Below are 24,423 nucleotides of genomic sequence, written 5' to 3'. Positions count from 1 at the left end.
CGATCGCTCTGGCTCACGCGGGGCAGTCCTATAAAAAACTATGGCTGAAGCGAAGCAAAACACGTATTCCGCGATACCGGTGTTGAACGGCGATTCGGCCGGGCGTACTACCGTGGGGTGCTGGTCGTGCGGCGACATGCGCGCGGCGCACTTTTGCAATAACTGCGGGTCGGTGCAGCCCGCTGTGCCTACGGACTATTTCTCGTTTTTTGGATTGCCGAAAAAACTGAACATCGACTTAGGACAGTTGGAGCGCGGGTTTTACGAGTTGAGCCGGAAGTTGCATCCGGACCGGTACGCGCAGGCGGCATCGCAGGAGCAGCAGTGGAGTCTGGAAAAGACGTCGCAGCTCAATGATGCGTATCGCACATTGAAGGACCCGATCGCGCGGACGGAGTATTTGCTGCGGACCGAGGGCGTGAACTTTGGGGAGCAGTCAAAGTCGGCGACGGAAGAAGCGCGCACGAGCGGAAAGCAGAAGCAGCAAGCGATTCCGCCGGACATGCTGGAAGAAGTTTTTGAGTTGAACATGCAGTTGGAAGAAGCGCGCATGAACAAGAAGATGGGCGAAGAAGACGCCGATCTTGCGAAGCAACTTGAGCAGACGCGCGCGGACCTGGTGGGACGCTACAAGGCGCTCGATCAGGAATTGAAGAAGGATTGGGACGAGTGGGATGCGGTGGTCGCAGAAGGTGCAAGCGACGCAAAGCGCGGGGCGGTGACGGCGAAGATGGTCGACCTGCTGAACCGGCGCACGTACATCCGCAACCTCGTCCGCGACGTGAACGACGTCCTGGGATACTGATGGCAGAAGAACGGGTAGTTGGGATCGATCTAGGCACGACGAATTCGCTGGTAGCGTACATGGAAGGCGACCGGCCCGTGGTGATTCCGGGCGAAGATGGCGCGAACCTCGTGCCGTCGATTGTCGCACTGGATCCGGCCGCACAAATCATTGTGGGCAATGCCGCGCGGAAGTATTTGATTGAGACGCCGGAGCGCGCAGTGTATTCGATCAAGCGGCTGATGGGGCGCGGCATTGAAGATATCCAGGATGAGTTGAAGCTCTTCCCTTTCCGCGTGGCTGACGACCTCGCCGCCGGCGAAGTGATTCGGATTCATCTGGGCGAGCGGACCTATACGCCGCCCGAGATTTCAGCGTTCATTCTTCGGCAACTGAAGAAAAACGCGGAGCGATATTTTGGCGCGCCGGTGACGAAGGCTGTGATCACGGTTCCGGCGTACTTCAACGATGCGCAGCGGCAGGCGACGAAAGATGCGGGACGCATTGCCGGACTGGAAGTGCTGCGGTTGGTGAATGAACCGACGGCGGCTTCGCTTGCGTACGGGCTGGACAAGAAGAGGAACGGAACGGTTGCGGTGTATGACCTGGGCGGCGGGACGTTCGATATTTCGATTTTGAAGCTGCACGATGGGATCTTCGAGGTGATGTCGACCAACGGCGATACGCACCTGGGCGGAGACGATATCGATAACCTGCTGATTTCGACGGCGGTGCTGGATATCGCTGGCGATATGGGCGCGGATATTCGGCATCGGGCAGAAGCGATTCAAGCTGTGCGCAAGGCCGTGATCGATGCGAAGATTGCGCTGTCGTCGCAGGCGTCGACGAAGATTGATGTTGAGATCCAAGGTGGCAAGCATTATCAGCGCGAGATTGCGCGCGATCAGTTCGAGCAGCTTATCGAGCCGGTTATCCAGCGGACGGTTGGTCCGGTGAAGCAGGCGCTGCGCGATGCAGGGCTGGAGCCTGAAGACGTGGATGAGGCTGTGCTGGTTGGCGGATCCACTCGGATTCCCAAGGTACGTGCGCTGGTGGAGAAGCAGTTCCGTCGCAAGCCTCATAGCGAGTTGAATCCCGATGAAGTAGTGGCGCTTGGCGCGGCGGTGCAGGCGAATATTCTTTCCGGCGGATCGGAAGCAACGAAGGAGATGTTGCTGCTGGACGTGACGCCGTTGTCGCTAGGGATTGAAGCGCTGGGCGGAGTGGTGGCAAAGATCATTCATCGGAACTCGACGATTCCGGCTTCGGCGACAGAGCACTTCACGACCGGAGTGGAAGGACAGACGAGCGTCGCGATTCACGTGGTGCAGGGCGAACGCGAATTGGCAGCGGATTGCCGATCGCTGGCGCGCTTCGACCTGAAAGGAATTCCGCCGATGCCGGCGGGGCTGCCGCGCATCGAGGTGAAGTTCCTGATCGACGCGAATGGAATTCTGCATGTGTCGGCGAAGGAGCAGCGCAGCGGTAAGGAGTCCGAGATCAACGTGCAGCCGACTTATGGACTCACGGACGACCAAGTCGAGAACATGATTCTCGACTCGTTCGATCACGCGGAAGATGACTTCGCGAAACGGCAAGTGATCGAAGCACGCAATGAGGCGGAGACGATCCTAACCGCGTTGGACAAGGGTCGCCGCGGCGATGCGTGGACGGTGCTGAGCGAGGACGAGAAAGTGTTGATCGACGAGTGCGAGTCCGTGTTGCGCACCGACATGGCGACCGAGGACTACAAGAAGATTCGTACTGCGATCGATGCACTGAATAAAGCGACGATGAGATTGGCCGAGTTGATGATGGACTCGGCGGTGACGTCGGCACTGAAGGGCAAGGACATGGCGAAGACCGATATGGGCGAAGGCCCCGCGGCGCCGCACCCGTTTGCGCCCGCAGAATTTGAGAAATAGGACGATATGGCTGAAGAGACGAAATCTGGAAACACGATTACGGTAGAAGGCATCAACCCGGAGAAACTCGTGCGCGTGACGTTCATGCCGGAGAACAAGAGTGTCGAGTTCGAGCATGGCAATCTTGCCTACCAAGAGCATGGGAAACGTGAGTCGATTCTCGACGTCGCGCTGAATTTCGGGATCCATTTGGACCATGCTTGCGGCGGCAACTGTGCGTGCACCACGTGTCATGTGGTGGTGAAGAAGGGCGCGGAACTGCTCAGTGAGCTTGACGACGACGAGGCCGATCGCCTGGATGGCGCGGCGGACTTGCAGCTTGCGTCGCGGCTGGGATGCCAGGTACAGATCGAGAAGCCGGGAGAGATTGTGGTCGAAATTCCCGCGTGGAACCGCAACTACGTTTCGGAGGGACATTGATGGCCGCTGAATTTCACTGGGACGATGCCGAAGATCTCGGGATCGAACTCTCCGAAAAATTTCCCGATCAGAATCCGTTGGAAGTCCGCTTCACCGATCTGCACAAGATGATTACTGCCCTGCCGACGTTCGTGGATGACCCCCAAAAATCCACTGAAGGCAAGCTCGAGGCCATCCAGATGGCTTGGTACGAAGAGTGGCAGGATAAGAACAGTTAAGTTATTACCATCGTCGACCAACCCGGAGACGCTCGGCTTCGATCTTCGCACCGAACCTTGGGCACGATGGCCACGCTCTTGGTAACCGCGGACGACCAACCAGAAGACTCCGACGTCGAGCCTCGCCCCCGCGCGAGGATTTTTACTCTTCACACCGAACTACCAAGTCGTAAGTGAGAAAAAGGTCTCCTGCCTGGAAGACTGGACGAAGCGCCGACGAAGGTGGCCTGCATTTTCTGGACGGCATCGTCGATGGAGACGCCGGAGCCTTCATTGAGGATCTCGACGCCGAAGATCTTCATGGTGGTGGCAGCGCCCTGTTCGTTGGTTCCGCAGAGGGTGATGTCACCTTTTCCCCAGAATGGTGAAACCACTCTCGTAAGTGCAAGCAAACAGGGCACCGGAAACGGCGCTTCGCTAGCCTGCAAGGAGTGGGTTCTGAACCGGAGCGCGCTTACGGCGTCAGAGCGGATAGCGGTTGGACTGCTTCCGGGGTCCCGATGCTGACGCCGATCTCTTTCAGAAAGTCGTAGGGCGGAGTTCCGCCTGCGAAAATCCAGACATAGTGGTTGGGAATCTCGGATATCGTTCCTTCCTGTTCGAGTAGGACCGAAGAGTGGCGGATTTCCAGCACGCGTGAATTGCAGAGGGCGTTCAACTTGCCATTTGCCAGGAACTCCGCGATGCGCTGGGCATTGCGTTCTTTGATGCGGTTGAAATTTGTTTTTCGATAGGAAATGGTTACGCGGTTTCCCTTCGCGGCGAGGCCCATCGCCGCTTCTACTGCGCTATCTCCGCCGCCAACAACGAGGATGTCGCTGTCGCGGTAGTGATCCACCTCGATGAGGCGGTACATCACTTTCGGCAAGTTCTCGCCGGGAACTTCAAGCTTCGTTGGTGTGCCGCTCTTGCCGAGAGCAAGAATGACGGATCGCGCTTTGTAGCTCGACTTAGAGGAGGTCACGCAATAGCGGCCATCCTCTTGGAGAGAGATACCAAGGACCTTTTCGCCGGTTCGGGCTTTAAAGTCGGCGCGATGCATAACCTTCGACCAGAAGGCGACCAGTTCTTCCTTGGAGAGCTCCACTCTGTTAAATCGCCCGTAGATTGGGAAGTCAACGGGGCTGGTCATCACCAGCTTCTGCCGTGGGTACCTTGCGACCGTCCCGCCAATCTCACCTTCTTCCAATGTGAGGTAATTGAGGTTTTGTTCGATTGCGCGCAGAGAGGCGCTGATACCGGCTGGTCCGGCGCCGACGATCACGACGTCATATGCATCGGGGTGGCGGGAAAGATCTCTCTGTTGAAGACGTTCGAAGACGACATCGATGACCTGGCGGCCCTGCGTCACAGCGTTTTTGATGAGTGCCAATCCGCCGAGCTCGCCGATGATGAACAAGTTTGGGAGATTGGTTTCATACTCAGGGGTGAGCCGCGGCAATTGGCTGTTAACCCTTGGGCTGGCCGTGGTCATGGTGATCGCGCCTACGGGACACGCTTCTGCACAGAAGCCGTGACCAATGCACTTGTATGGTTTCACGATGGCGGCTTTACCGCCGATGATTCCCAGCACATCGCCCTCGGGGCATGCGGTGCTGCAAGTCCCGCACCCTATGCAACGCGACTCATCAATCAGGGGATGCTGTGCTTGTGGGCCTTCAGAGAACATCGCACCTTGCTCGGCGGCATGCCTCGCGCTTTCTTCGATCACCCGAAGTTTCTTTAGGTAGCGACGCATGAAAAACAGAGTAAGCAGCAGGCCCAGCAGCGCAGGCACAACTGTCTCCGATCCAACCCAACCCGGCATCAAGAGGTAGACCATCGCTGGTACGTGTTCGCACGTTTCTTGCCACTCGGTGACGACGCACAAAGCTACAGCGGTCAACCGAAGACAACGAAGCGTTGGTTTCGTAGTTTCGAAAATGAGCAACAATTCCGATCCCTTCCGGCAGATGACGATTCGTACATCTCCGGGTCATCCAGAACGGAAACTAGCCTGACGAAACTCGCGCAGCGCACTGCATTTGGAATGAGAGTTGCAGTATGCTCTGCCGGGAAAGTTATGCCGAAACCATCCCTTCACATTGTCGTAGTAGACGACGATCCCGGAACGTGTGTGTATATCGAGAGCGTGTTCGCGGAACTCGGGCACACCTGCAAGAGCTTCGTTCGGCCGGAAGCGGCCGAGGAGTATATCCTCACCCACCCGGTGGACCTCGCAATCGTGGACGTATACCTCGGCTCTACGACCGGCGTTGAAGTATTGCGGCGCTGCCGCGTGCACCGTCCGAAACTTTACGCGGTCATCATCACCGGGCAAATCAGCCTTGAAATGGCGGCACGATCCATCGCAGAGGGAGCGGTGGATTACATTCAGAAGCCCATCGATATCGACGCGTTGCTCAACATCGCGGAACGCGCTCTGGAGCACAAGGAGCGCAGCGGAGAAACGCCGGCGGAACAGGAGGAATCCGAGTCGAAAATCGTCGGCAGCAGTCCTTCGATGCTCGAGGTGTACAAACTCATCGCGCGTGTGGCGCCGAGTAATGCGAATGTGCTGATCACCGGCGCAAGCGGTACCGGCAAAGAATTGGTAGCGCGGGCCATTCACGAGCACTCGAGGCGAGCAGAGATGCCCTTTACGCCGGTCAACTGCGGGTCGTTCGCCGAGACGTTACTGGAGAGCGAACTTTTCGGGCACGAGAAAGGCGCGTTCACGGGTGCCGATTCAGTCAGAAAAGGATTGATCGAATCGACGCAGGGCGGAACGCTGTTCCTGGATGAGATTACGGAAACGTCCCTCGGCTTCCAGGTGAAGTTGCTTCGTGTTTTGCAGGAGCAACAGCTACGCCGTATTGGATCGAACAAGATTATTCCGATCGATGTTCGCATCCTGGCTGCGACGAACCGCGACGTTCCGTCGCTCATCCGCGAAGGCAAATTCCGCGAAGATCTTTACTATCGGCTCGCCGTGGTACAGATCAAGATCCCGATGCTGGCGGAACGACAGTCTGATATCCCGTCATTAGTCACGCATTTCCTACGTCAATTCAATGAGCGCAATCAGGCGCGGGTGTCGATTGAGCAGAGCGCGGTGGAATTGCTGCAGAAACGGAGTTGGCCGGGTAACGTCCGCGAGTTGGAGAACACAATTTACCGGCTCGCAATTTTTGCTTCCACAGGAAGGATCACTGGGGCGGACGTCGAACGAGAACAAGAGTCACAGAAGAATGGGCCGAAGGCGGAACCTGTCAGTGCTCCCGACCGGCTCGTCGAGATGGAAAGACATCAGATCTTGCGCATTTTGAAAGACGTTCACGGGAACAAGAGTGAAGCGGCGAGGCGCCTCGGCATTGAAAGAAAGACGCTCTACAAGAAGGCTGTTCGCCTCGGGATAACCCTCGATGCTTCTGAATATCAATGAGTGACTTTGGTTCAAAGAGCGAACGGTTACGGTCCTGCGCTCTTCATGCGATTGCACTCACGGCGATTGCCGCAGTGTTGTCGTTCGCGCCCGCCGTCCATGAACTCAACCGGCGCATATCAGACAGCTATCTCCGCCTGCAGCCGAGAGGTGCTGAGTCGCCGGTCCTCGTGGTCTCCATTGATGATGCCAGTCTTCAGAGATACGGACGTTGGCCGTGGTCACGCGATACGATCGCGCGACTCATTCGTACGATATCTGCACAACAACCAGCCGCCATCGGCGTTGATATCCTGCTGTCAGAGCCACAATCCAACGCGCAGGACGAGAGTCTTCGGTCAGCAATTCAGCAAGCTCGTCGAGTGGTGTTAGTCGACAAGATCGCTGAGTTCCCGGATGGCCCGCGATGGATGGAACCGCTTCCCGGGCTTGCCGGTGCAGCCGCGGCCGTTGGGCACGCCCATGCGGTGCTTGACGGAGATGGCCTTTGTCGTTCGTTCCCTCCGCGCGAGCTATCGCTTGCTGGGCCGAGAGACGCCTTCAGTCTTGAGGTAGTGCGCCAAATCGATAGCGCGAAGGTAGATGCTTTCCTTGCAGGTTATGGCCTGCACACGACGACTGGTAGCGAGAATGTGCTCATCGCGCATCCGGTGCTGATTCCGATCGCCTTTCGAAGGGATCCTCTGACGACAATCTCTGCCGCGGAAGTGATGGACGGATCAGAGTCTACTGCACTGCGCGGCAAGGTCATTCTCGTCGGATTTGGAGCGGTCGAGATTGGCGACCGAATCACAACGCCGGTATCGCGCAACCTGCCGACGCCTGGGGTCGAAATCCACGCGCAGATCGTGGACTCCATCCTGGCGGGAAGAAAACTCAAACCGATATCGGCCTCGCTTTCAGGTCTAGTCCTGTTCGCGCTTGGTTTCGGTGGATCAATGTTGTTTCGCCTATGGCGGGGATGGTGGATACTGCCGGCACTGCTTGCCGCGGGTTTGACCGTCTATGGGATTGGTTTCGCAGCGTTTCGGTACGGTGGAGTCATCGCTCCGATTGGCACGGGGCTGACCGTAATCGCGCTTACTCCTCTGATGGTCTACGGCGTAGAACTTGCCGGAGTGGAAGCCAGTATTACGCGACAGATGCGCCTGCTACAAACATGGCTAGCGTACCGGCAGAGCGCGACAGGGGCGTCTGCGAAGGATATTTCCTGGAGACTGCGGGTTCTCACCGAACTTCAACAGGAACTTGGCTTGCGCTTTGAGCTTTATCGCACATTGCTGGAGGCCACACGCGATCTGGTTGCGGTCTTCGACCGTGCAGGCCAGCTACTCTTTGCAAACCAGGCGTTCAATCTCGCCTGGGGCGACGGTCCTCCACCCGGAACGATTGGCGATGTGCGATCGCGGATGGTCGAAAGCAAAGAGGCTCCACTGACAATTGGAGCAGCTCTTTCGGAGGGAGAGGCCACGATCCAAGGCGAGTTGTACTCGGTGCGACTCGTTCCGCTTCCCGCGACCTCGCTCACTCCACGCGGCGGCACCCTGCTCAGCATGACGAATCTACATCTCCGCGTCGAACGCGACCGTGCACGCGAAGAGGCATTGGGTTTCGTAACGCACGAACTTCGCACTCCGCTCGTAGCCATTCAAGGTTTCGCGGAAATGATGACACGTATGCCGAACGCAAAGGCGAGCGCGCAAGCGCCTAAAACAATTCTGCGTGAATCTCGACGTTTGTTGGCTCTCATTAACAGCTACCTCGACGTTCTTCGAACAGACGCAGGAGCACGGCCTTTACGACCTGCAATCATTCCGGTCCGCAAATTGATACTTCAGGTGTTCGATCTCATGTCGCCGTTGACGTACACGTCCGACGTTCAACTCACGCTCAACTGTGAACCGCAAATCTTCGTTCAGGCGGATGAACCACTTCTGACCGGTGCGATATTGAACCTGGTGAGCAATGCGATCAAGTACGGTCGGCGCGGTACGGAGGTGCAAGTTTCGGCGGGAATTTCGGGTACCAAGCTCCAAATATCCGTTCACAATTTCGGGGAACCCATCAGCGATACAGGTTCTGTGTTCGACCCGTTCGTTCGCGGCAGTAAGGATGAAGACCGCCAACAGGGATGGGGGCTGGGATTGGCGCTGGTGAAACGAATCGTAGATAAGCACGGAGGGGAAACAACCGTGCAGAGCAATGAGGCAGCCGGCACCACGTTCACGATCACGATTCCCGGTGCTACCGCTGCCTTAGAAGTGAGTAAGTCATGAAGAGAGTTCTGCGAACCGTCGTCGTCGCGTATTTGTTTGCCGTTGGTGCGCTCGCATGGTCACAAGCGTCGAGTACAGATGCAACCAGCCTCCCATTTGGCTCAGCCGTGGTGAGCGACGTCAAAGGCGAAGTGTCTGTGACGCTTGCAGGGAACTCGGTATCGAATACAGCCCAGAAAGGGCAGGTCCTGGGTCCGAACACGACGATCGAGTGCAAGAAAGGCTCGGCGTTGTTGGCATTGGCCGACGGATCGCAGGTCTTGCTGAAACCGAACACGCGGGTGATCCTCCGCGCTCCCGAGCAGTCGAAGGGAAGCTTTCTCGAAGAACTGATTGGCAAGATCACAGCGACTGTGAAGAAACGCAGTGGCAACGAACAGCCTTTTAAAATGGGCACGCCCACTGCGGTAATTACGGTACGGGGTACGAAATTTGTTGTGGAGGTCAGTAAGAGACAGCAGACCTTCGTCCAAGTAATGGAAGGACTGGTGGAGGTGGATGGGTTCGGCCCGATGGGCCATCCGGTTTACCTCCAGCCCGGATATACCACGCAAGTTGGCGCCAATTTGTCGCCGGAGAACCCTCGAAAGCTATTTGAAGATAGCGAACGGGGAAGCAACAGTTCCGCGTCGCGTTCCCGCAAGGAATCTGAGGGCCGCACCGGAAAGCAATCGAGTGGCGCATCAGGCAGCGGATCGGAAGTTGACGACTAAGCTGCTGTGTCTTCAACGGACACACCTGTGTCGATCCGCCACAGTCATCGCACCGCCGAAGCACGATAAGGTCGCGACTATCAGAGTAGTTATGGAATAAGGATTGCTTTACGAGTGCTGTCCCACTGTGATGGCACCCGAGAATCCAAACGGTCTGCGAACGAATGCGAGTATTCATCACCCCGAGCCAGGAGCGAGCGAAGGCGGTCCTCGCCTGCCACTCCCGCTGGTGTGGTTCTTTGGGTTATTGACCCTGCTGCTGCTCCTGCCGCTCGCGGCCAAAGCGCAGATCTCGCCTGGACCGCTTTCTCAAGCGCATCAGGATTTGAGCAGTTCGGCCTCCTGCACGAAGTGCCACTCGGTCTCGCCGTCGTCGCCGAACTTTCGGTGCCTGGATTGCCACCGGGACATCGCAGCCCGCTTGCAACAGAAACGCGGATATCATCCGGCGCTGGTGGGCTCGCAGCCCGGCTCGTCTTCGTGCGTGAAATGTCACAGCGAACACAACGGCGCGAACTTCGCTCTCGTGAAGTGGGACTCGAAGCACTTTGACCATGCAAAGGCTGGCTTCGAACTCGACGGCAAGCACGCTGCGCTGGATTGCGCGCAGTGCCATTCAGCGAAGAACATCACACCCAGCGAACGTTTGACGCTGAGCGCTCGAAACGCAAACGACACCTACCTGGGACTTTCGACCGCGTGCACCACCTGTCACGAAGACAAACACAATGGGCGCCAGGGAGCTAATTGCCAGCAATGCCATGATGAGCGTAGTTGGAGCGCCGCTTCGAGGATCGACCACGCGAAGACTCGCTACCCTCTGACCGGAGCGCACGCCCAGGTGAAATGCCAATCCTGCCACGTGCCCCAAGCGGATGGCAAAGTGAAGTACGTCGGACTTCGCTTCGACGGCTGCGAGTCGTGTCACAAGGATGTACACCAGGGCGAATTCAGCAATCGCGCATGCCAAAGCTGCCACAGCACTGGTGGGTGGAAGCAGACCTCTTTCGCGCGCGAGTTCGATCACTCAAAAACCAAGTTCATGCTCGCCGGCAAGCACGCGGAGGTTGCGTGCAATGCATGTCACAGAGCTGGAGATTTCAAGGCTCCGATCGCTCACGACCTTTGCGCCGATTGTCACAAGCTCGATCCACACAATGGACAATTTGCAAAGCGGGCCGACGGTGGAAAGTGCGAAAGCTGTCACACGGTAGAGGGCTGGAAAACTTCGAGATTTCTGGCCGCTGACCATGCGAATACCGGATTTCCTCTTCGCGGCAAACATAGCAGCGTGGACTGTGCGAAGTGCCACGTTCCGGCGGGCAAGGCGACGCTCTTCAAAGTGAAGTTCGCGCTTTGCACCGACTGTCACAAGGACGCACACCAGGCTCAGTTCGCCGGCGCGCCTTACCTTAACAAGTGCGAGAAGTGCCACACCGAAAAAAGCTTCCACGCGCCGACATTCACCCTCGCGGAACACCAGAAGAGCGGTTTCGTTCTGACGGGTGGTCACCTGGCGGTAGCTTGCATCGAGTGCCACAAGGCGGCTGGCGATTCCCAATCCGTGGCCTATCACTTCAATCGCCTCACCTGTGCCACATGCCACTCAGATCCACATCGCGGCCAGTTCCGCGCGCGGATGGAACGTATTACTGAGCATGGCGAAGCCGCCGGTTGCGAGGCCTGCCACACGACGAAGCGATGGAACGACCTGCAACGGTTCGATCACTCCTCCACCAAGTTTGATCTCTCCGGCGCTCACAAGGCGGTTGAGTGCATCGGCTGCCACCGCCCGCCGGCCATGGAGCGCAAGCTCATGAACGTGGATTTCCAGGCCGCTCCCACATCTTGCGAGCAGTGTCATAACGACCCACATGGGTCGCAATTCGCCCACGCCGATCGTGTGACGCGCTGCGCGGAATGCCACGACGCGAACCGCTGGAGGCCTTCGCACTTCGATCACGAGAAGACCCTCTTTTCGCTGAAGGGCGCACACCAGAACACGCCCTGCAAGGGGTGCCACACGCAATTCCGTGAAGTAGCGAACAAACAAGTGCTTTTCTACAAGCCCACGCCTACGAAGTGCGCGAGTTGCCATGCCAGCTCCGCAATACGCGCCAGCTAATCGGCGCGAATTTTGGCGAAGCGATTGCATTGAGAGCTGCGGGGGAGTTTGTAATCAGGAGCGGCAAAGTGACAACGTTCAGGCTGACAGTCGCAGTCGTGTTGGCATTTGTGTCGGGGGCGACGGTGTTGTCCCCGGCGCAACATGAGCCGCCACGCGCAAAGATTGTGAGCCCGCACGGCGCGCTGGGTCTCGCGTGCGAGAACTGCCATACCTACACCGCCTGGCGTCCTCTACGTGCTGTTCCGGAATTTAATCACGACAAAACGAAGTATCCGCTGCGCGGCACGCACGTGAACGTGAGTTGCCGGCAGTGCCATACGAGCCTGGTGTTCTCGAACGTCGGCATGAAGTGTTCCGACTGCCACGCGGACTTCCACCGCCGTCAGATGGGTGCCAATTGCGAATCCTGCCACACGGTTAAGGGTTGGAAAGTGGGAATCCAGGCAATTCAAAACCATCAAAACCGATTTCCGCTCGTGGGTGCACATGCGACCACACAATGTGAAGACTGCCACGTGGGAGCCGCTTCAGGAAAATTTGCGGGTCTGAGCACGGACTGCTACTCCTGTCACTCCAAGCAGTTTGCAACGCCAGTGCTCGATCATCGCTCCAGCGGATTTCCCGTTACGTGCGAGAGTTGCCACACCATGGATACATGGCTCGGGGCGAAGTTCGATCACCTAAAATTCACGGGTTTCGCATTGACGGGGATGCACGCAAAGTTGGATTGCACTGCTTGCCACCTCAACGGCAAGTTCAGCGGAACGCCGGCGAGCTGCTACGGCTGCCACACCAAGGAGTACAACGGCACGACAAACCCCAGCCACGTTAACGCTGGTTTTCCGCGCGACTGTGGTATGTGCCACAGCACAAGCAGTTGGCTGAGAGCCACCTTTGACCACAATAAGACGAAGTTCCCACTCACCGGTGGACACAAAACCGTGAAGTGCGAAAGCTGTCACATCGGCGGCAACTTCAAATCGTTACCCACGGACTGCAGCAGCTGCCATCTCTCCCTTTTCAAGACGACCACCAATCCCAGCCACACCAAGGCAGGATTCCCAACGGATTGCAGCATCTGCCACACCACCGCGAACTGGACGAGCGCCAGCTTCGATCACGGTAAGTACACCAAGTTCCCGCTGACCGGAACCCACCAGACTCTAAAGTGCGTGGACTGCCACGTTGGCGGAAATTACACAGGAACTCCCGCGTCGTGTTCCGGATGCCATATGAAGGACTACACCGGAGCGAAAACGCCGAACCATGCAGCCGCAGGATTTCCTACGCAGTGCCAGATGTGTCATAGCACGACCGCGTGGAAGCCATCGAGTTTCGATCACAGCAAGTCGAAATTTCCTCTAACCGGCGCGCATTCTTCGGTGCAATGTGCGAGCTGTCACGTAGGCGGCAACTACACCACGCTGCCGACCGACTGCGTGGGATGCCATCTCTCGCAGTTCAAGTCTGTGAAGGACCCGAACCACGTCACGCTTGGATGGCCGACCGACTGCACGATCTGTCACACCACAGCGACTTGGGCCGACGCCCATTTCGACCACACGACGTATACGAAGTATCCGCTCAGCGGTAAGCATGCGACTGTGGCGTGCCTAAGTTGCCATGTTGGTGGCAAGTACGCGGGCACACCCGCAGATTGCGCGTCGTGCCACATCAAGGACTACAACGGTACCACCGACCCAAACCACAAGGCGGCGGGTTTCCCCACCGATTGCTCCATCTGTCACGCGACCGCGGGATGGAAGCCGGCGACTTTCGATCACAATAAAACCAAGTTCCCACTGACCGGGCAACACACCAAAGTCGACTGCATTGCGTGCCACAAGAATGGCGTGTATGCGGGATTGCCGACAACGTGCGTGTCGTGTCACCTCAATGACTTTAACAAAACGACCAGCCCCAATCACAAAACGAGTGGCTTCCCGACTACGTGCGAAGTTTGCCATTCCACCAATGGCTGGATCCCAGCGAGTTTCGACCACAGTAAGACAAGCTTCCCGCTCACTGGACAGCACACAAAGATCAAATGTGACGACTGCCACAAGGGGAGCTACAACGGTAGTTTGCCCAAGGATTGCTATAGCTGTCATAAGACCGATTACAACGCTACTAGCAATCCGAATCACAAAGCGGCTATGTTCCCGACGACGTGCAACACCTGCCACAACACGACAACGTGGCTGGGCGCGGTATTCAACCACACGTGGTTCCCGATCTACTCCGGCAGCCACGCCGGCCGTTGGACAAGCTGCGGCGACTGCCATACCAATTCAGCGAATTACGCAGTGTTCTCCTGCATCACCTGCCACCAACATTCGCAAGCAAACACGGATCCTCATCACAAGGACGTACGCGGGTATTCATACGGCCCGACGACCTGCTATAGCTGCCATCCCACAGGTACGGCGGGCGACTGATCATGCGAAACACTTTTCGATCGGTAATCGCAATTTGGCTCTCAATGACACTGGTGCACGCGCAATCGGCGGATGAGGTGAAAACTGAATTTCACATCCGCTATGTCGCAGGAGGGAGTGTTTACATCGATGGTGGACGCAATGCCGGCCTCACGGCGGGCATGCGGCTCAACATCGCATTGCCGCCATCGCCAAGTTCGGAAGCAGCACAGCAACAGAACGCCGTTGCGGCAAGCGCGGAGTTGAAGATCTTGTCGGTTGCCGAGAACTCGGCGATGTGTGAAGTGCTATCCGCTTCAAGAGATCTGGTGGTGGGCGATGTAGTAACGCTTGGACATGAGGATGCTGCGGCCCTCGTGACTAGGCGGACCTTGAGCAACAGCCGCATGTATCCGGCGGTCATCAGCTTCACCGATGGGGATCCGATGGACGAAGATGTTCGAGAGGAAACTCCGCGGCCACCACTGCCGGAAGTGAATCGTGCGCAAGGACGAATTGGGCTCGAGTACAGCGGTATCTTCAACAGCGGCCAGTATGGTGGCGGCTCCTCTGAGCTTGGCGTCGTCTTCCGCGGAGATATCACCCGCATCAACGGCACCTACTGGAATCTGAGCGGTTATTGGCGGGGCAGGATCGGGGCGCAGTCCTACAGCGGGCCTTCCACCATACAGAACTTGATGAGCCGCACCTATCACCTCACCCTGTCCTACGACAATCCAAATTCCAAGTGGGTCATGGGCATGGGACGCATGTACCTGCCTTGGGCCAGCAGTCTCGACACAATTGACGGCGGCTACGCCGGACGCAAACTGAGCGAACACACTGTGGCTGGTGTCTTCGCCGGTTCTACGCCCGATCCGACCTCGTGGAATTACTCACCCCATCGTGAGATTGCAGGCGGGTTCGTCAGCTTCGACCACGGCAGCTTCGAAGCCGTGCACACGATGACCACCATCGGTATGGGGGTGGCTATGGAGCAATGGAGTATCGACCGGCCATTTGTCTTCGCCGAAAACACGATCGCGTACAAGCAAGTGTTCTCTGTTTACGATGCCGTCCAGATCGACAGCCCGAAGGCACAACCCTACATGCCCGCCGTCAGTATGGGCCTGAAACAGGCTTTCGCATCGGTCCGCGTACTGCCTTCTCATCGCATCGGATTGGATCTTAACTACAGCTATTTTCGCGATATACCTACCTACGACCCAGCCCTTATCGGCACCGGGTTATTGGATAAGTACTTGTTCCAAGGCTTGAGTGGAGGCGTTCGTGTCGAAGGACCGAAGCGACTGACGTTCTACACCGAGGTCGGACGGAGCACCAGTTCGCGCGACAGCGGAAGTTCCTGGAACACGATGTACGGCGTCAGCTTAGCTCGGCTTTGGAAGACCGGGGCTCGACTGGATGCACGCTATTCCACGTTCAATAGCGCGTTCGCACGTGGCTCGTACCGATCATTCTCCATATCGCGCAACCTCGGCGACATTTTGATGTTGCAAGTGCAGGCAGGCCAGCAGTCGTTTAACTCTTCATTCTCGCGAGACAACGGCTCCCGTTTCCTGAACTCAATGCTCGAATGGAACTTTGGCTCTCGCTACTTCGTGGACAACGGGTTCACGATCCAACACGGCGCCACCCAAAACTACAACCAGTTCTATGTCACCTTTGGCTACCGTTTCGATAACCGTAGTCATCAGCGGCCGGAGGCCCTGCCATGAAACGGGCTGCATTTTGGTTGGCGCTCGCCGGGCTCGCGTTGTGGGCTTCGCAGCGATGTGCCGCGCAGTCGGACGCACCACTCGACCTTCTTCTTGATCAGGCGGCGAAAAACGTCAGCGGCTTTCTCGACAAGATCTCCGACGTACGCTGCACCGAAACGGTCCGTCAAGTGAAGCTCGACAAGAATGGCAAAACTGAGTACGCGGAAGACGGCGTCTATGACTATTTCGTCCTGCTGCAAGGCAGCAACGACGAGTTGCTGCTGGATGAGTCTCGCATCCCAAAGCGCGAAGCCCGTGACCGAAAAAACACGCCGATGCTTATCAGCAACGGCTTCTCGATGCTGTATCTGATCTTTCACCCGTACTATCGCAACAGTTTCCAGTTTCAACTTGAAGCGGACGGTCTGATTGACGGGCACCTGTACCATCGCGTCCGGTTTACTCACATCTCTGGCAACCGCACTCCGGTTGCCGTATCGGTGCGTGGGCGCGAATATCCGCTCGATCTCACCGGAGAAGCGTGGTTCGACTCAGAGGCGGGAATGATCGTCCGCCTCGAGGCCACCCTCAACCGAGACATGCAGGATATCGGCCTGCGAACGCTACATGCACAGATCGACTTTGCCCGCGTTTCGCTATCTGGCTGGTCGCAGAGTTATACCTTCCCAACGGTCGCCACAATCGAAGTGGAGAGCCTGCGGCAACATTGGCGCAACGTTCACCGTTTCATCGACTACAAGCGATTCATGGTCGATACGCAGCAAGCGGTTGCCGAAAGCGAGTTGACGAAGCATGAGTGAACTTTCGATGGCGGCATCGAGATTGCAGCCCCGCAAGAAGATCTCTGCCCACCGCCTGTTGGTTACGGTTGCGATCTGCGCCTCGATCGCACTGGTCCTCGCCATCGTGATGTACGGCTTCGACTATTACTGGCTCAGCATGTCGGAGAGGCCATTCTCGCCCAAACATTTTCTCCTCAAGCCAAGTGGAAAGATCGGTATTGGGTTCGGATTGTTCGGCTTCGGTCTGTTCCTCATCATCTTCCTCTATCCGCTGCGCAAACGCATCAAGTGGTTAGCGGTCAGAGGGTCAGCCCGCCACTGGCTTGATTTCCACGTGATCGCCGGCTGCCTGGCGCCCGTAATCATCATGTTTCATGCGTCCTTTAAGTTTCAGGGGATTGCGGGGATGGCCTTCTGGTTCATGAGCGCCGTTGCGCTGAGCGGCATCGCCGGACGTTACGTCTACGCGCAAATCCCGCCAACGCTTATCTCCGCGGAAAACTCATTGAAAGAAACAGAGAGGATATACGCGGACCCACTCCTGGAGACGGCTTTTTTCGAAATGGCAGCTCTGCAGAACATGCCGCGTGCTGACGAGATCAGAAGGATGTCGCCGATTACAGCGTTGCGTTCGATGCTCTGGCTGGACCTCAGACGGCCATTCCTTGTCGCCCGGTTGCGAGCGCATTCGCAGGGGCGGAACGGCATGGTCGGAACACTCGTCGGGTTCCTTCCGTCAAGCGACGCACAATTAGAAGTCGCGATCGTGGCCGCGCGCAAACGCGCAGGACTCGCCAAGAGGGTAGCGTTCCTCGCTAAGACACAGCAGGCATTCCACCTGTGGCACGTCATACATCGTCCGTTCAGTTACTCCTTCGCGGTGCTTGCGATCATCCACCTCATCGTGGTTTTCGCGCTCGGTTACGTCGCACTGTGAGTTGGAACAGACCTCGATCGTCAGCGCGCCTCTATCGGGAGCGGGTTTCGACCCACGCGGATCAGTCCTGCTCCTCGAATAACGCCAAGGATCGCCACTAGATTCTCTTAGTCAGGTGGATTTGTACAAAGGGCGTACAAACTGCTTTCAACCGGGATGATTTAGCTCCTACACCCTGCGCCCCATCGGATGCACGGACGTTCCCTGATCCAAAGCTCCCCGCTTGGCGAGGAGCCTACGATCCAACGCCGCGCAACGAGCACGTCGAACGAGAGCTGAATGTCAGCCGTTCGAGCTCGGTAGAGGACCGGGTGACAACAGACCTGCGCAAACCTAATTGCCGGCTTTCCCAAAGTCTCCCGCGTTCACGATCACTAGCTGGATGCGTCAAGAAATTGCCGACGTCTCGCGCGGCATCTTGCTCTGCCGTGAAGAGATTATGGTGCGAACCTGAGAGGCTAAAACTCGCCACCATCCTGTGTAGATGTGCCCATCAACCACCAATGCGGTGAAGGGATTCCAAGAGGACTCCGCTCGGCCTCGAGAATCGATATCTATCGATACGGACCGAGTGTCTGCTCTCAGACCGACACTTAGCATTTTGAGCGTACTTTCCTTGGCGCTCCAGATCAAAGTCTCCAGTTCGCCCCCGCGATTCGCTTTGTGGCAGGATTCGATTTCAGCCTCCGTGAAGAACGTCCGCATAAATTCCAGGCCGCGAGACTCGACGATCTCCAAATCGCAACCGATGGGAAAAACGGGAGCGCCGACGACAGCCAAGGCGCGACCGTCCCGGTGGCTGATCGACAACGAAACGAGCACGGCTGAGCCGCCGATTTGTGCGACCGGAACGCCTGCCGCGTCCGGCAGAATTTGAATGTCACGGAAAGACGAGGGGGTGCGTAACATTCCGAGACAGTCGGAAACGACGCTTTTAGCAGTCCAGCGCCCTAGCAGCCAATCTGCACGACGCTTGGCGAGGCGTAGTTGGTCGTAACGCAGTCGCTCGTTTTCGCCCAGCCACTCCACATCGCTCGGCAGATCAGCGACTGTGCACTCAAGCCAAAACAGTTGGTTCCGTCTCATGCTGCAACCTGTTCTCGTCAGCAGCGCATTGCTGCTTCATGATTCCACGTTCAATGGCCGCAATCAGAAACGGTCGCAGGTCTGCGGGCGGCAGGATCGCGTCGATCGCACCAACTTTCAGGGCACGGTTCACGCTGTGGATGGCATCGAACTCCGTTGCCATTTCTCCCAGCTTCTCAGAGTAAGTCTTTCGGTAGAGCTCGTCCCACTCCGCAGTGAGATGCGCTTTCTGACTGGGTTCTGCCGTCGAAAGAGCTCGGTTGATTTCTTCAAGCCGTGAATCTTTACGCGTCCGCGACTCCACTTCACTGGCAAACACGACGGCAGCTGCGGGAGCTCCGCCGATCACCGAGGCATAGGTGCCTTCCAGTGCGACGACTTCCACTTGTGGATTGAGAGTGCGCGAGAAGACAACGTACGCGCCACCGTGGTAACGCGAGATCACGCAGAAGATCATGGGCCCTTTGAAATTGACCACTGCCCTGCCGATCTCTGCGCCGTACTCCAGTTGGAGACGCCGCATGGATTCAGGTGAGCCATCGAAGCCGGAGAGGTTTGCGAGGATGACCACCGGACGGTTGTTGCTCGCAGCGTTGATGGCGCGAGAAACTTTCTTGGATGACATTGGGAAGAGCGTCCCACCTGTCCAATGGTCCGGGCCATCTGCAGGAACGAACCCGAAGCGCGCGAGCGGTTTGGATTCAATCCCGATCATGCACACGGGATATCCGCCAAGGTGGGCGTCCCACACGACTGTAGTTTCGGCCGCGCGCATCCCAGCGAACCGCTCCAGCGGCGCATGGTCCTGGTCCGATACAGCAAGCATCACGCTGCGAATGTCGAACGAGCGCTTGCGGCCCGGGTTGGTCTCGTCCGAAAAGATCTCGCCGACAAAGTTAAATCCACTGTCGCTGGAATCGCGCATCCGATAAACGCGAACGTCACGGTTCAGGGGATCATTCGTTATGGCTCGGCGTGGGAACGACTCGCCCGGCGCGATATACGTATGCTCGTAGTGCCGCATCAGTATCTGGCAGGCTTCGTCTATGTCGCGGGCGAAGTATTGTGCCTGCCCGTTCACGCCCATAATGCGGTCGTATCCACCGATGCCGTGATTGTCCTCGGCCGATACCGAGCCGGAGTAATCGAGGGCGCGCTTGCCAGTAAGGACCATCGTGCCTTTGGGCGTCATGATGAGAATGCCGCGCGTGTGCATCAGCATGGTAGCTTCAGCATTCCAGTACGGCTGCGCGCCGACGTTGATGCCGTTCACCACGATGTTGATTTCGCCACCCGCTTGAGTAAATTCGATGAGGCGTTTGAGAACGCGGGCGATCCAATCCATGTTCTCGACACCGCTCTCCATCGATATCTTGGCTCCGGCTGAGACCGGGAACCATTCCAAGGGCACACCTAGTTGTTCGGCCAGGTCCAGCCCAGCCATGATGCGACGACATTCCGGTTCGGCGATGGCGCCGAGATCGCGATTGGGATCGCCGAGGAGCATCACTCGAGTCATGCCTTCCGGATAACGCGGGACAAAGTTGCGAACCACTCCCACGATCACGTTGGCTTTGTTCTCTCCATGTTCGCGTGCGACCGGCACGAGCGAACCCGAGTTGTCGAGATCGTATTCCGTGAACTCGCCGGGGGGCAGTGCGGAACGCGTGCCATCATCCGGTGGAGTGAGCAGCCGGATGATTTCGTAGGGATAGAGCAGACCGCGCTGACGCATCTTGATGACTTTTTGTTCGTACGCAGCGAGCGGCCTCATGGGCTGGAGCTTGGAGGCGGGGCGGAATGTCATGAGAATTCCAGCATCGCCTGGAGCCGAGATTCGAATCACGGTATCGCGGAGTTCGCCGTTGCGAGCCTTCGGAATACGCGCACGAACGATGACCTGTTCCAATCCGAGTCCATCGGTGGAAGGAGCCAGACGTTTCACGATTCCGTCCATTTCCTCCGCGGTGAGGTTCAACGTCGGCCAGACATAAAGGAAGATGCGGTTCCAATACAGCCGATTGCGCACGGAGCGAGTTGATTGTTCTCGCCGGATCGAAGCGACAGCTTCTGCGAACATGCGTTCGAAGTAAGGGAGCGAGACGATTTTTCCCGACTCATCGCGAATGGGAGTGAGATCGCGCACCTCGGCCACGGCGAAGAGGCGCTCGTCCTTCGAATTACTTTTAGCGATCGCGCGCATGACGAAGATGTCGTCAATCGAAGGCAGCCGGGTGATGTTGAAATTACCGAGCCGCCACAGATGCAGGCGATCGCCAGTTGCTGGATGGACGCCGCGGAAGAGTTGAACTTCCTGATAGCCCGTTCCCGAAGGTTCATAGGTGAAATACTGCATTTCGGTGTTGCCTGGTTTACCGTTGCGCGCCGCGACCGCGATCACGATGCGCTGTACAGGCTGACTGAATCGGCAAGCGGCCAGCGCGTCGTTTAACTCCTGCTGGAGTTCAGTCGCGGAGTGATGTTCACCATTCGATGCCAGTATGTCGAAGAGGACCGCATCTTCCTGGGGAAGCTCTGCGACCATTTCTCCGAGAGCGTGCAGTGCGGCACTGACATCGCTGAACTGCGTGTGCAAGGCGAGCACATGCGTGGTTTGCTGGTCCTGAACGAAGCTCGTCGCTACGCAGCAGGAGGGTCTGAGAGATATGGGCCGGAACTGATCAAGGCGACGCACACAGTAATAGCGAGACATCAGCACTTCCAGCATGAGCTGCTGCAATGACTCGGAAGACCGAGCGAAGCGCTTCGAGAACCTCGCGGCCAAGGGTTGCGGACACTCGACAAGCCACCGCTTCGCAGCGCCGCCTGATGCTTCCGCGCTCGAAGATGCGAGCGTGTCAAGATGTTCGTCCACCAACTCCAGGATTCGCATACGTGCGGCTTCGAACTGCGGCTGTTCGAAGCACCGGTAACGCAGTTCGCGGGCGAGGTCGCTCACGAGGGGGAATGCAGCCCGGGTTATGGCGATCAAGCGATCGAGCAGCGTGCTGAATGCGTCCTTCGGGGGCTGAGCATTCAAGTCGAGAGTATCGAGACGGTGTTGGAGGATCCGAAGAATCGCGGTTACTTGGCGCTCAATGCGACAGTGCGATTTGTAAATCCACACGAGCGCATCCTGCAGTTCGCTGCTCGGCTGCAGTGACTCCACTCCGTAATGACGCACGGCGCGACGAAGGCTTTCGGTGAACTCAGGAGGCAGCCCTTCCCCTTCCGATGCCGGCGAGCGAAGATACCAGAAGAGACAAGCTTCGGCACTCGGCGACTCTCCCGGAAGTTCCTTCGCAAGACGCGGGGTGTTGCGGAAGAGAGCGCAGATGTCCGCGAAAATTTCCAAGACACGGTTTTCCTCTGTGTAAAGCGAAGGTTCCCTGTCCTCATCCGCCGACTGGTATTTTGCGGCCACGTTGGTGAACTCGGGCTTAACGTCGAACCCAAGCAGCATTTGCCGGAATGATTCAATCGGTCGCGCGGGCGAGCTTGGAATGGTCGACGCCAGCACCGAGACCTGAAGGCGAGGGGTAACGCTCTGGCTTTCCGGTTCAGAAGCCGGATCGATCTGGAGCAGCGGTGCTCCAGTGCCAACTTGTACGTTGGCAATCGCCACGATCTGCCGTACAACTCCGCTGAAGGGCGCGCTCACCACGATCTCCATCTTCATGGCTTCGAGCACCGCGACACGATCTCCCGCCTGAACGTTGTCGCCTGGCTTTACGGGGATTGAGACTACGACTGAAGGCGACGGCGCACGAACAATGCCACCTTCATCGCGTTCGACGCTGTGGCTGACCCCATCTACTTCCACGCGATAGGTGGATCCTTGCTCAATGGAAACAGTGCGGAACGTCTTTCCTGCAAACGTCAGAGCGTTTTCGTATTTGCGTAAGTGTTCGATCTGGACTTCAAAGGCAGAGCCGTCGACCTCCAGACGGTACTGCTTTACTCCAAGCCGGTATACCAGGATGGAGTAAGAATGGCCCTGATAGCGCAACTCAACCCGATGGCCCAATTCGTTGCGCACTTCAGGACGCCCCTGTAATGCGGAAACGTAGAACTGAGTTCTCTCGACTGCGCACTGCGCATCGCAGGCGTCGATGGCGGACTGAAACAGCGCAATGTGTCCTTGGTCGTCGGTCAGAAGAAGGCCGCTGGCCGTAATCCGATCGAGCCAGGCGACATCGTAATTACCACCATGGACTTCCGGGCGGGCCAGCATCTGCATAAGGAAAGAACGATTGCTAGTGCCGCCGTTCACGACCACAGTGCTGACGTGCAATGCACGACGGAGCCTGGCGAGCGCTTCCTCGCGGGTTCGTCCGAAACCGACGATCTTCGCGATCATCGAATCAAACTCAGCGGGAATGACGTCACCGACTTCGAAGCCAGTATCAACGCGAACACCCGGACCGGTGGAAATACGGAATCGCTCGAGAATGCCGGGAGCGGGAGCGAAACCGTTGCTTGGATCCTCGGCATTCAGACGAACTTCGATTGCATGTCCCGATGTTGCGGGCGGCATGCCTTCTAGTCGTTGGCCCTGAGCGACGAGAAGTTGAAGTTTCACAACATCCGCGCCCGTCGTGCACTCGGTCACCGGATGCTCAACTTGCAGGCGGGTGTTCATCTCCATAAACAACATGCGGTTGGTTTTGCTCAGGTATAGGAACTCAACAGTGCCAGCATTCACGTAGGCCGCCGTCTGACCCATGCGGACTGCTGCATCCCGCAATGCCAGATCTTGCTCTGGCGTGAGCACGGGGCATGGTGCTTCTTCCATGACCTTCTGTTGTCGCCGCTGGAGGGTGCAGTCGCGGGTACCCAGTGGCCAGATCGTTCCAAACTGATCGGCGATGATTTGCACTTCCACGTGACGTGCACCGTCAATCCGCCGTTCGAGAAATACAGTTGGATCCCCGAATGCTTTGAAAGCCTCGTTGCGCGCTCCCTCAAATGCGCGGGCCATCTCCGCGGGAGAATTAACCTGCCGAATCCCGCGTCCGCCGCCACCTGCGCTCGCCTTGATAAATACCGGATAGCCGAGGCGTTCCGCATGTGCGTAGGCTTCCGCCACGGTCTCCACCGGGCCACCACTCCACTTGGCGACCGGTATTTTCGCTTTTTCGGCAAGCTTCTTGGCAGAGATCTTGTCGCCAAGACGACGCATCACCTCGCCGCTCGGCCCAATAAAGACGATGCCCATGTGCCGGCAGAGATCTGCGAAGTCGGCATGCTCGGCAACGAATCCCCACCCCACCCACGCAGCCTCCGACTTTGATTCGGTGAGCGCGTTCCGCAACAACTCGTAATCGAGATAGCTGCTGCGGAGTTGCTTGGTGACGGAATCACGTTCATGAGCGGGTCCGAGACAGAAAGATTCATCCGCTTCTCGGACAAACATGCTTTGCCGATCCGGTTGCGTGAAGAGCGCAATCGTCCGCAGATCGGTGCCGTGCTCGTGGTTGAACTCACGGACCGCATGGATAATTCGCATGGCGGCCTCGCCGCGGTTAACGATGGCGATACGACGAAATTTGGTTTCCATACAAGCTGCTC

The 24,423-nt window shown here is 57.5% G+C and carries 16 protein-coding genes; 12 read left to right on the top strand and 4 right to left on the bottom strand.

Translation table 11 applies throughout. From position 1 onward, the window contains the following. Positions 1–40: 40 nt before the first annotated feature. From hscB to iscX, 4 genes are read left to right on the top strand one after another with little or no spacing between them, the layout of a single operon-like run. A complete protein-coding gene (gene hscB, locus ACID345_RS02440; protein ID WP_011521288.1) occupies positions 41–805 on the top strand; it encodes a Fe-S protein assembly co-chaperone HscB in 765 nt (254 codons plus the stop codon). After that, positions 805–2,709, top strand: a complete 1,905-nt coding sequence (hscA, locus tag ACID345_RS02435; protein WP_011521287.1) for a Fe-S protein assembly chaperone HscA — start codon at positions 805–807, stop codon at positions 2,707–2,709. The genes hscB and hscA overlap by 1 nt, the downstream gene beginning before the upstream one ends. A 6-nt stretch (positions 2,710–2,715) precedes the next feature. Next, positions 2,716–3,129: a 2Fe-2S iron-sulfur cluster-binding protein gene (locus ACID345_RS02430; protein ID WP_011521286.1), complete on the top strand. Its 414-nt coding sequence runs from the start codon at positions 2,716–2,718 to the stop codon at positions 3,127–3,129. After that, the gene (iscX, locus tag ACID345_RS02425) at positions 3,129–3,347 is read left to right on the top strand and encodes a Fe-S cluster assembly protein IscX (protein ID WP_011521285.1); all 219 of its coding nucleotides are present in this window, start codon (positions 3,129–3,131) and stop codon (positions 3,345–3,347) included. The genes ACID345_RS02430 and iscX overlap by 1 nt, the downstream gene beginning before the upstream one ends. 149 nt (positions 3,348–3,496) lie before the next feature. On the opposite strand, the gene ACID345_RS02420 is transcribed toward iscX, so the two are convergent. Continuing rightward, positions 3,497–3,739 (bottom strand): hypothetical protein, encoded by a 243-nt coding sequence (locus tag ACID345_RS02420; protein WP_148209992.1) that lies wholly within the window; start codon positions 3,737–3,739, stop codon positions 3,497–3,499. Between the two features lie 62 nt (positions 3,740–3,801). Continuing rightward, a complete protein-coding gene (locus ACID345_RS02415; protein WP_187148927.1) occupies positions 3,802–5,124 on the bottom strand; it encodes an NAD(P)-binding domain-containing protein in 1,323 nt (440 codons plus the stop codon). A gap of 285 nt (positions 5,125–5,409) precedes the next feature. Here ACID345_RS02415 and ACID345_RS02410 point away from each other — a divergent pair, with 285 nt between their 5' ends. The 8 genes from ACID345_RS02410 (at position 5,410) to ACID345_RS02375 (ending at position 17,766) form a co-directional block, all read left to right on the top strand. Next, positions 5,410–6,771 carry a sigma-54-dependent transcriptional regulator gene (locus tag ACID345_RS02410; protein WP_011521282.1) on the top strand — a complete coding sequence of 454 codons (1,362 nt, stop codon included), beginning with the start codon at positions 5,410–5,412 and terminating at the stop codon, positions 6,769–6,771. Next, complete coding sequence (locus ACID345_RS02405) at positions 6,768–9,047, top strand: CHASE2 domain-containing protein (protein WP_011521281.1); 2,280 nt, start codon at positions 6,768–6,770, stop codon at positions 9,045–9,047. The genes ACID345_RS02410 and ACID345_RS02405 overlap by 4 nt, the downstream gene beginning before the upstream one ends. After that, positions 9,044–9,760: a FecR family protein gene (locus ACID345_RS02400; RefSeq protein ID WP_011521280.1), complete on the top strand. Its 717-nt coding sequence runs from the start codon at positions 9,044–9,046 to the stop codon at positions 9,758–9,760. Before ACID345_RS02405 ends, ACID345_RS02400 begins: the two co-directional genes overlap by 4 nt. A gap of 130 nt (positions 9,761–9,890) precedes the next feature. Then, entirely contained in the window at positions 9,891–11,885 is a 1,995-nt protein-coding gene (locus ACID345_RS02395) for a cytochrome c3 family protein (protein ID WP_011521279.1), read from the top strand. Between the two features lie 68 nt (positions 11,886–11,953). Then, entirely contained in the window at positions 11,954–14,326 is a 2,373-nt protein-coding gene (locus tag ACID345_RS02390; protein ID WP_011521278.1) for a hypothetical protein, read from the top strand. A 2-nt stretch (positions 14,327–14,328) separates the two neighbouring features. Next, entirely contained in the window at positions 14,329–16,044 is a 1,716-nt protein-coding gene (locus tag ACID345_RS02385; protein ID WP_011521277.1) for a hypothetical protein, read from the top strand. After that, complete coding sequence (locus ACID345_RS02380; RefSeq protein WP_011521276.1) at positions 16,041–16,847, top strand: hypothetical protein; 807 nt, start codon at positions 16,041–16,043, stop codon at positions 16,845–16,847. The genes ACID345_RS02385 and ACID345_RS02380 overlap by 4 nt, the downstream gene beginning before the upstream one ends. Then, positions 16,840–17,766: a hypothetical protein gene (locus ACID345_RS02375; protein ID WP_041855362.1), complete on the top strand. Its 927-nt coding sequence runs from the start codon at positions 16,840–16,842 to the stop codon at positions 17,764–17,766. The genes ACID345_RS02380 and ACID345_RS02375 overlap by 8 nt, the downstream gene beginning before the upstream one ends. 387 nt (positions 17,767–18,153) lie before the next feature. Here ACID345_RS02375 and ACID345_RS25050 read toward each other — a convergent pair whose 3' ends face one another. Both ACID345_RS25050 and ACID345_RS02365 read right to left on the bottom strand, forming a co-directional pair. Further along, a complete protein-coding gene (locus ACID345_RS25050; protein ID WP_011521274.1) occupies positions 18,154–18,852 on the bottom strand; it encodes a 4'-phosphopantetheinyl transferase family protein in 699 nt (232 codons plus the stop codon). Then, positions 18,824–24,412 carry a biotin carboxylase N-terminal domain-containing protein gene (locus ACID345_RS02365; RefSeq protein WP_011521273.1) on the bottom strand — a complete coding sequence of 1,863 codons (5,589 nt, stop codon included), beginning with the start codon at positions 24,410–24,412 and terminating at the stop codon, positions 18,824–18,826. The genes ACID345_RS25050 and ACID345_RS02365 overlap by 29 nt, the downstream gene beginning before the upstream one ends. Between the last annotated feature and the right edge of the window lie 11 nt (positions 24,413–24,423).

It is taken from the genome of Candidatus Koribacter versatilis Ellin345 (genome assembly GCF_000014005.1).
Classification (GTDB): Bacteria; Acidobacteriota; Terriglobia; order Terriglobales; family Acidobacteriaceae; genus Korobacter; species Korobacter versatilis_A.
Note: the sequence above shows the minus strand (reverse complement) of the source record. Positions and strands in the feature narration are given on the sequence as shown.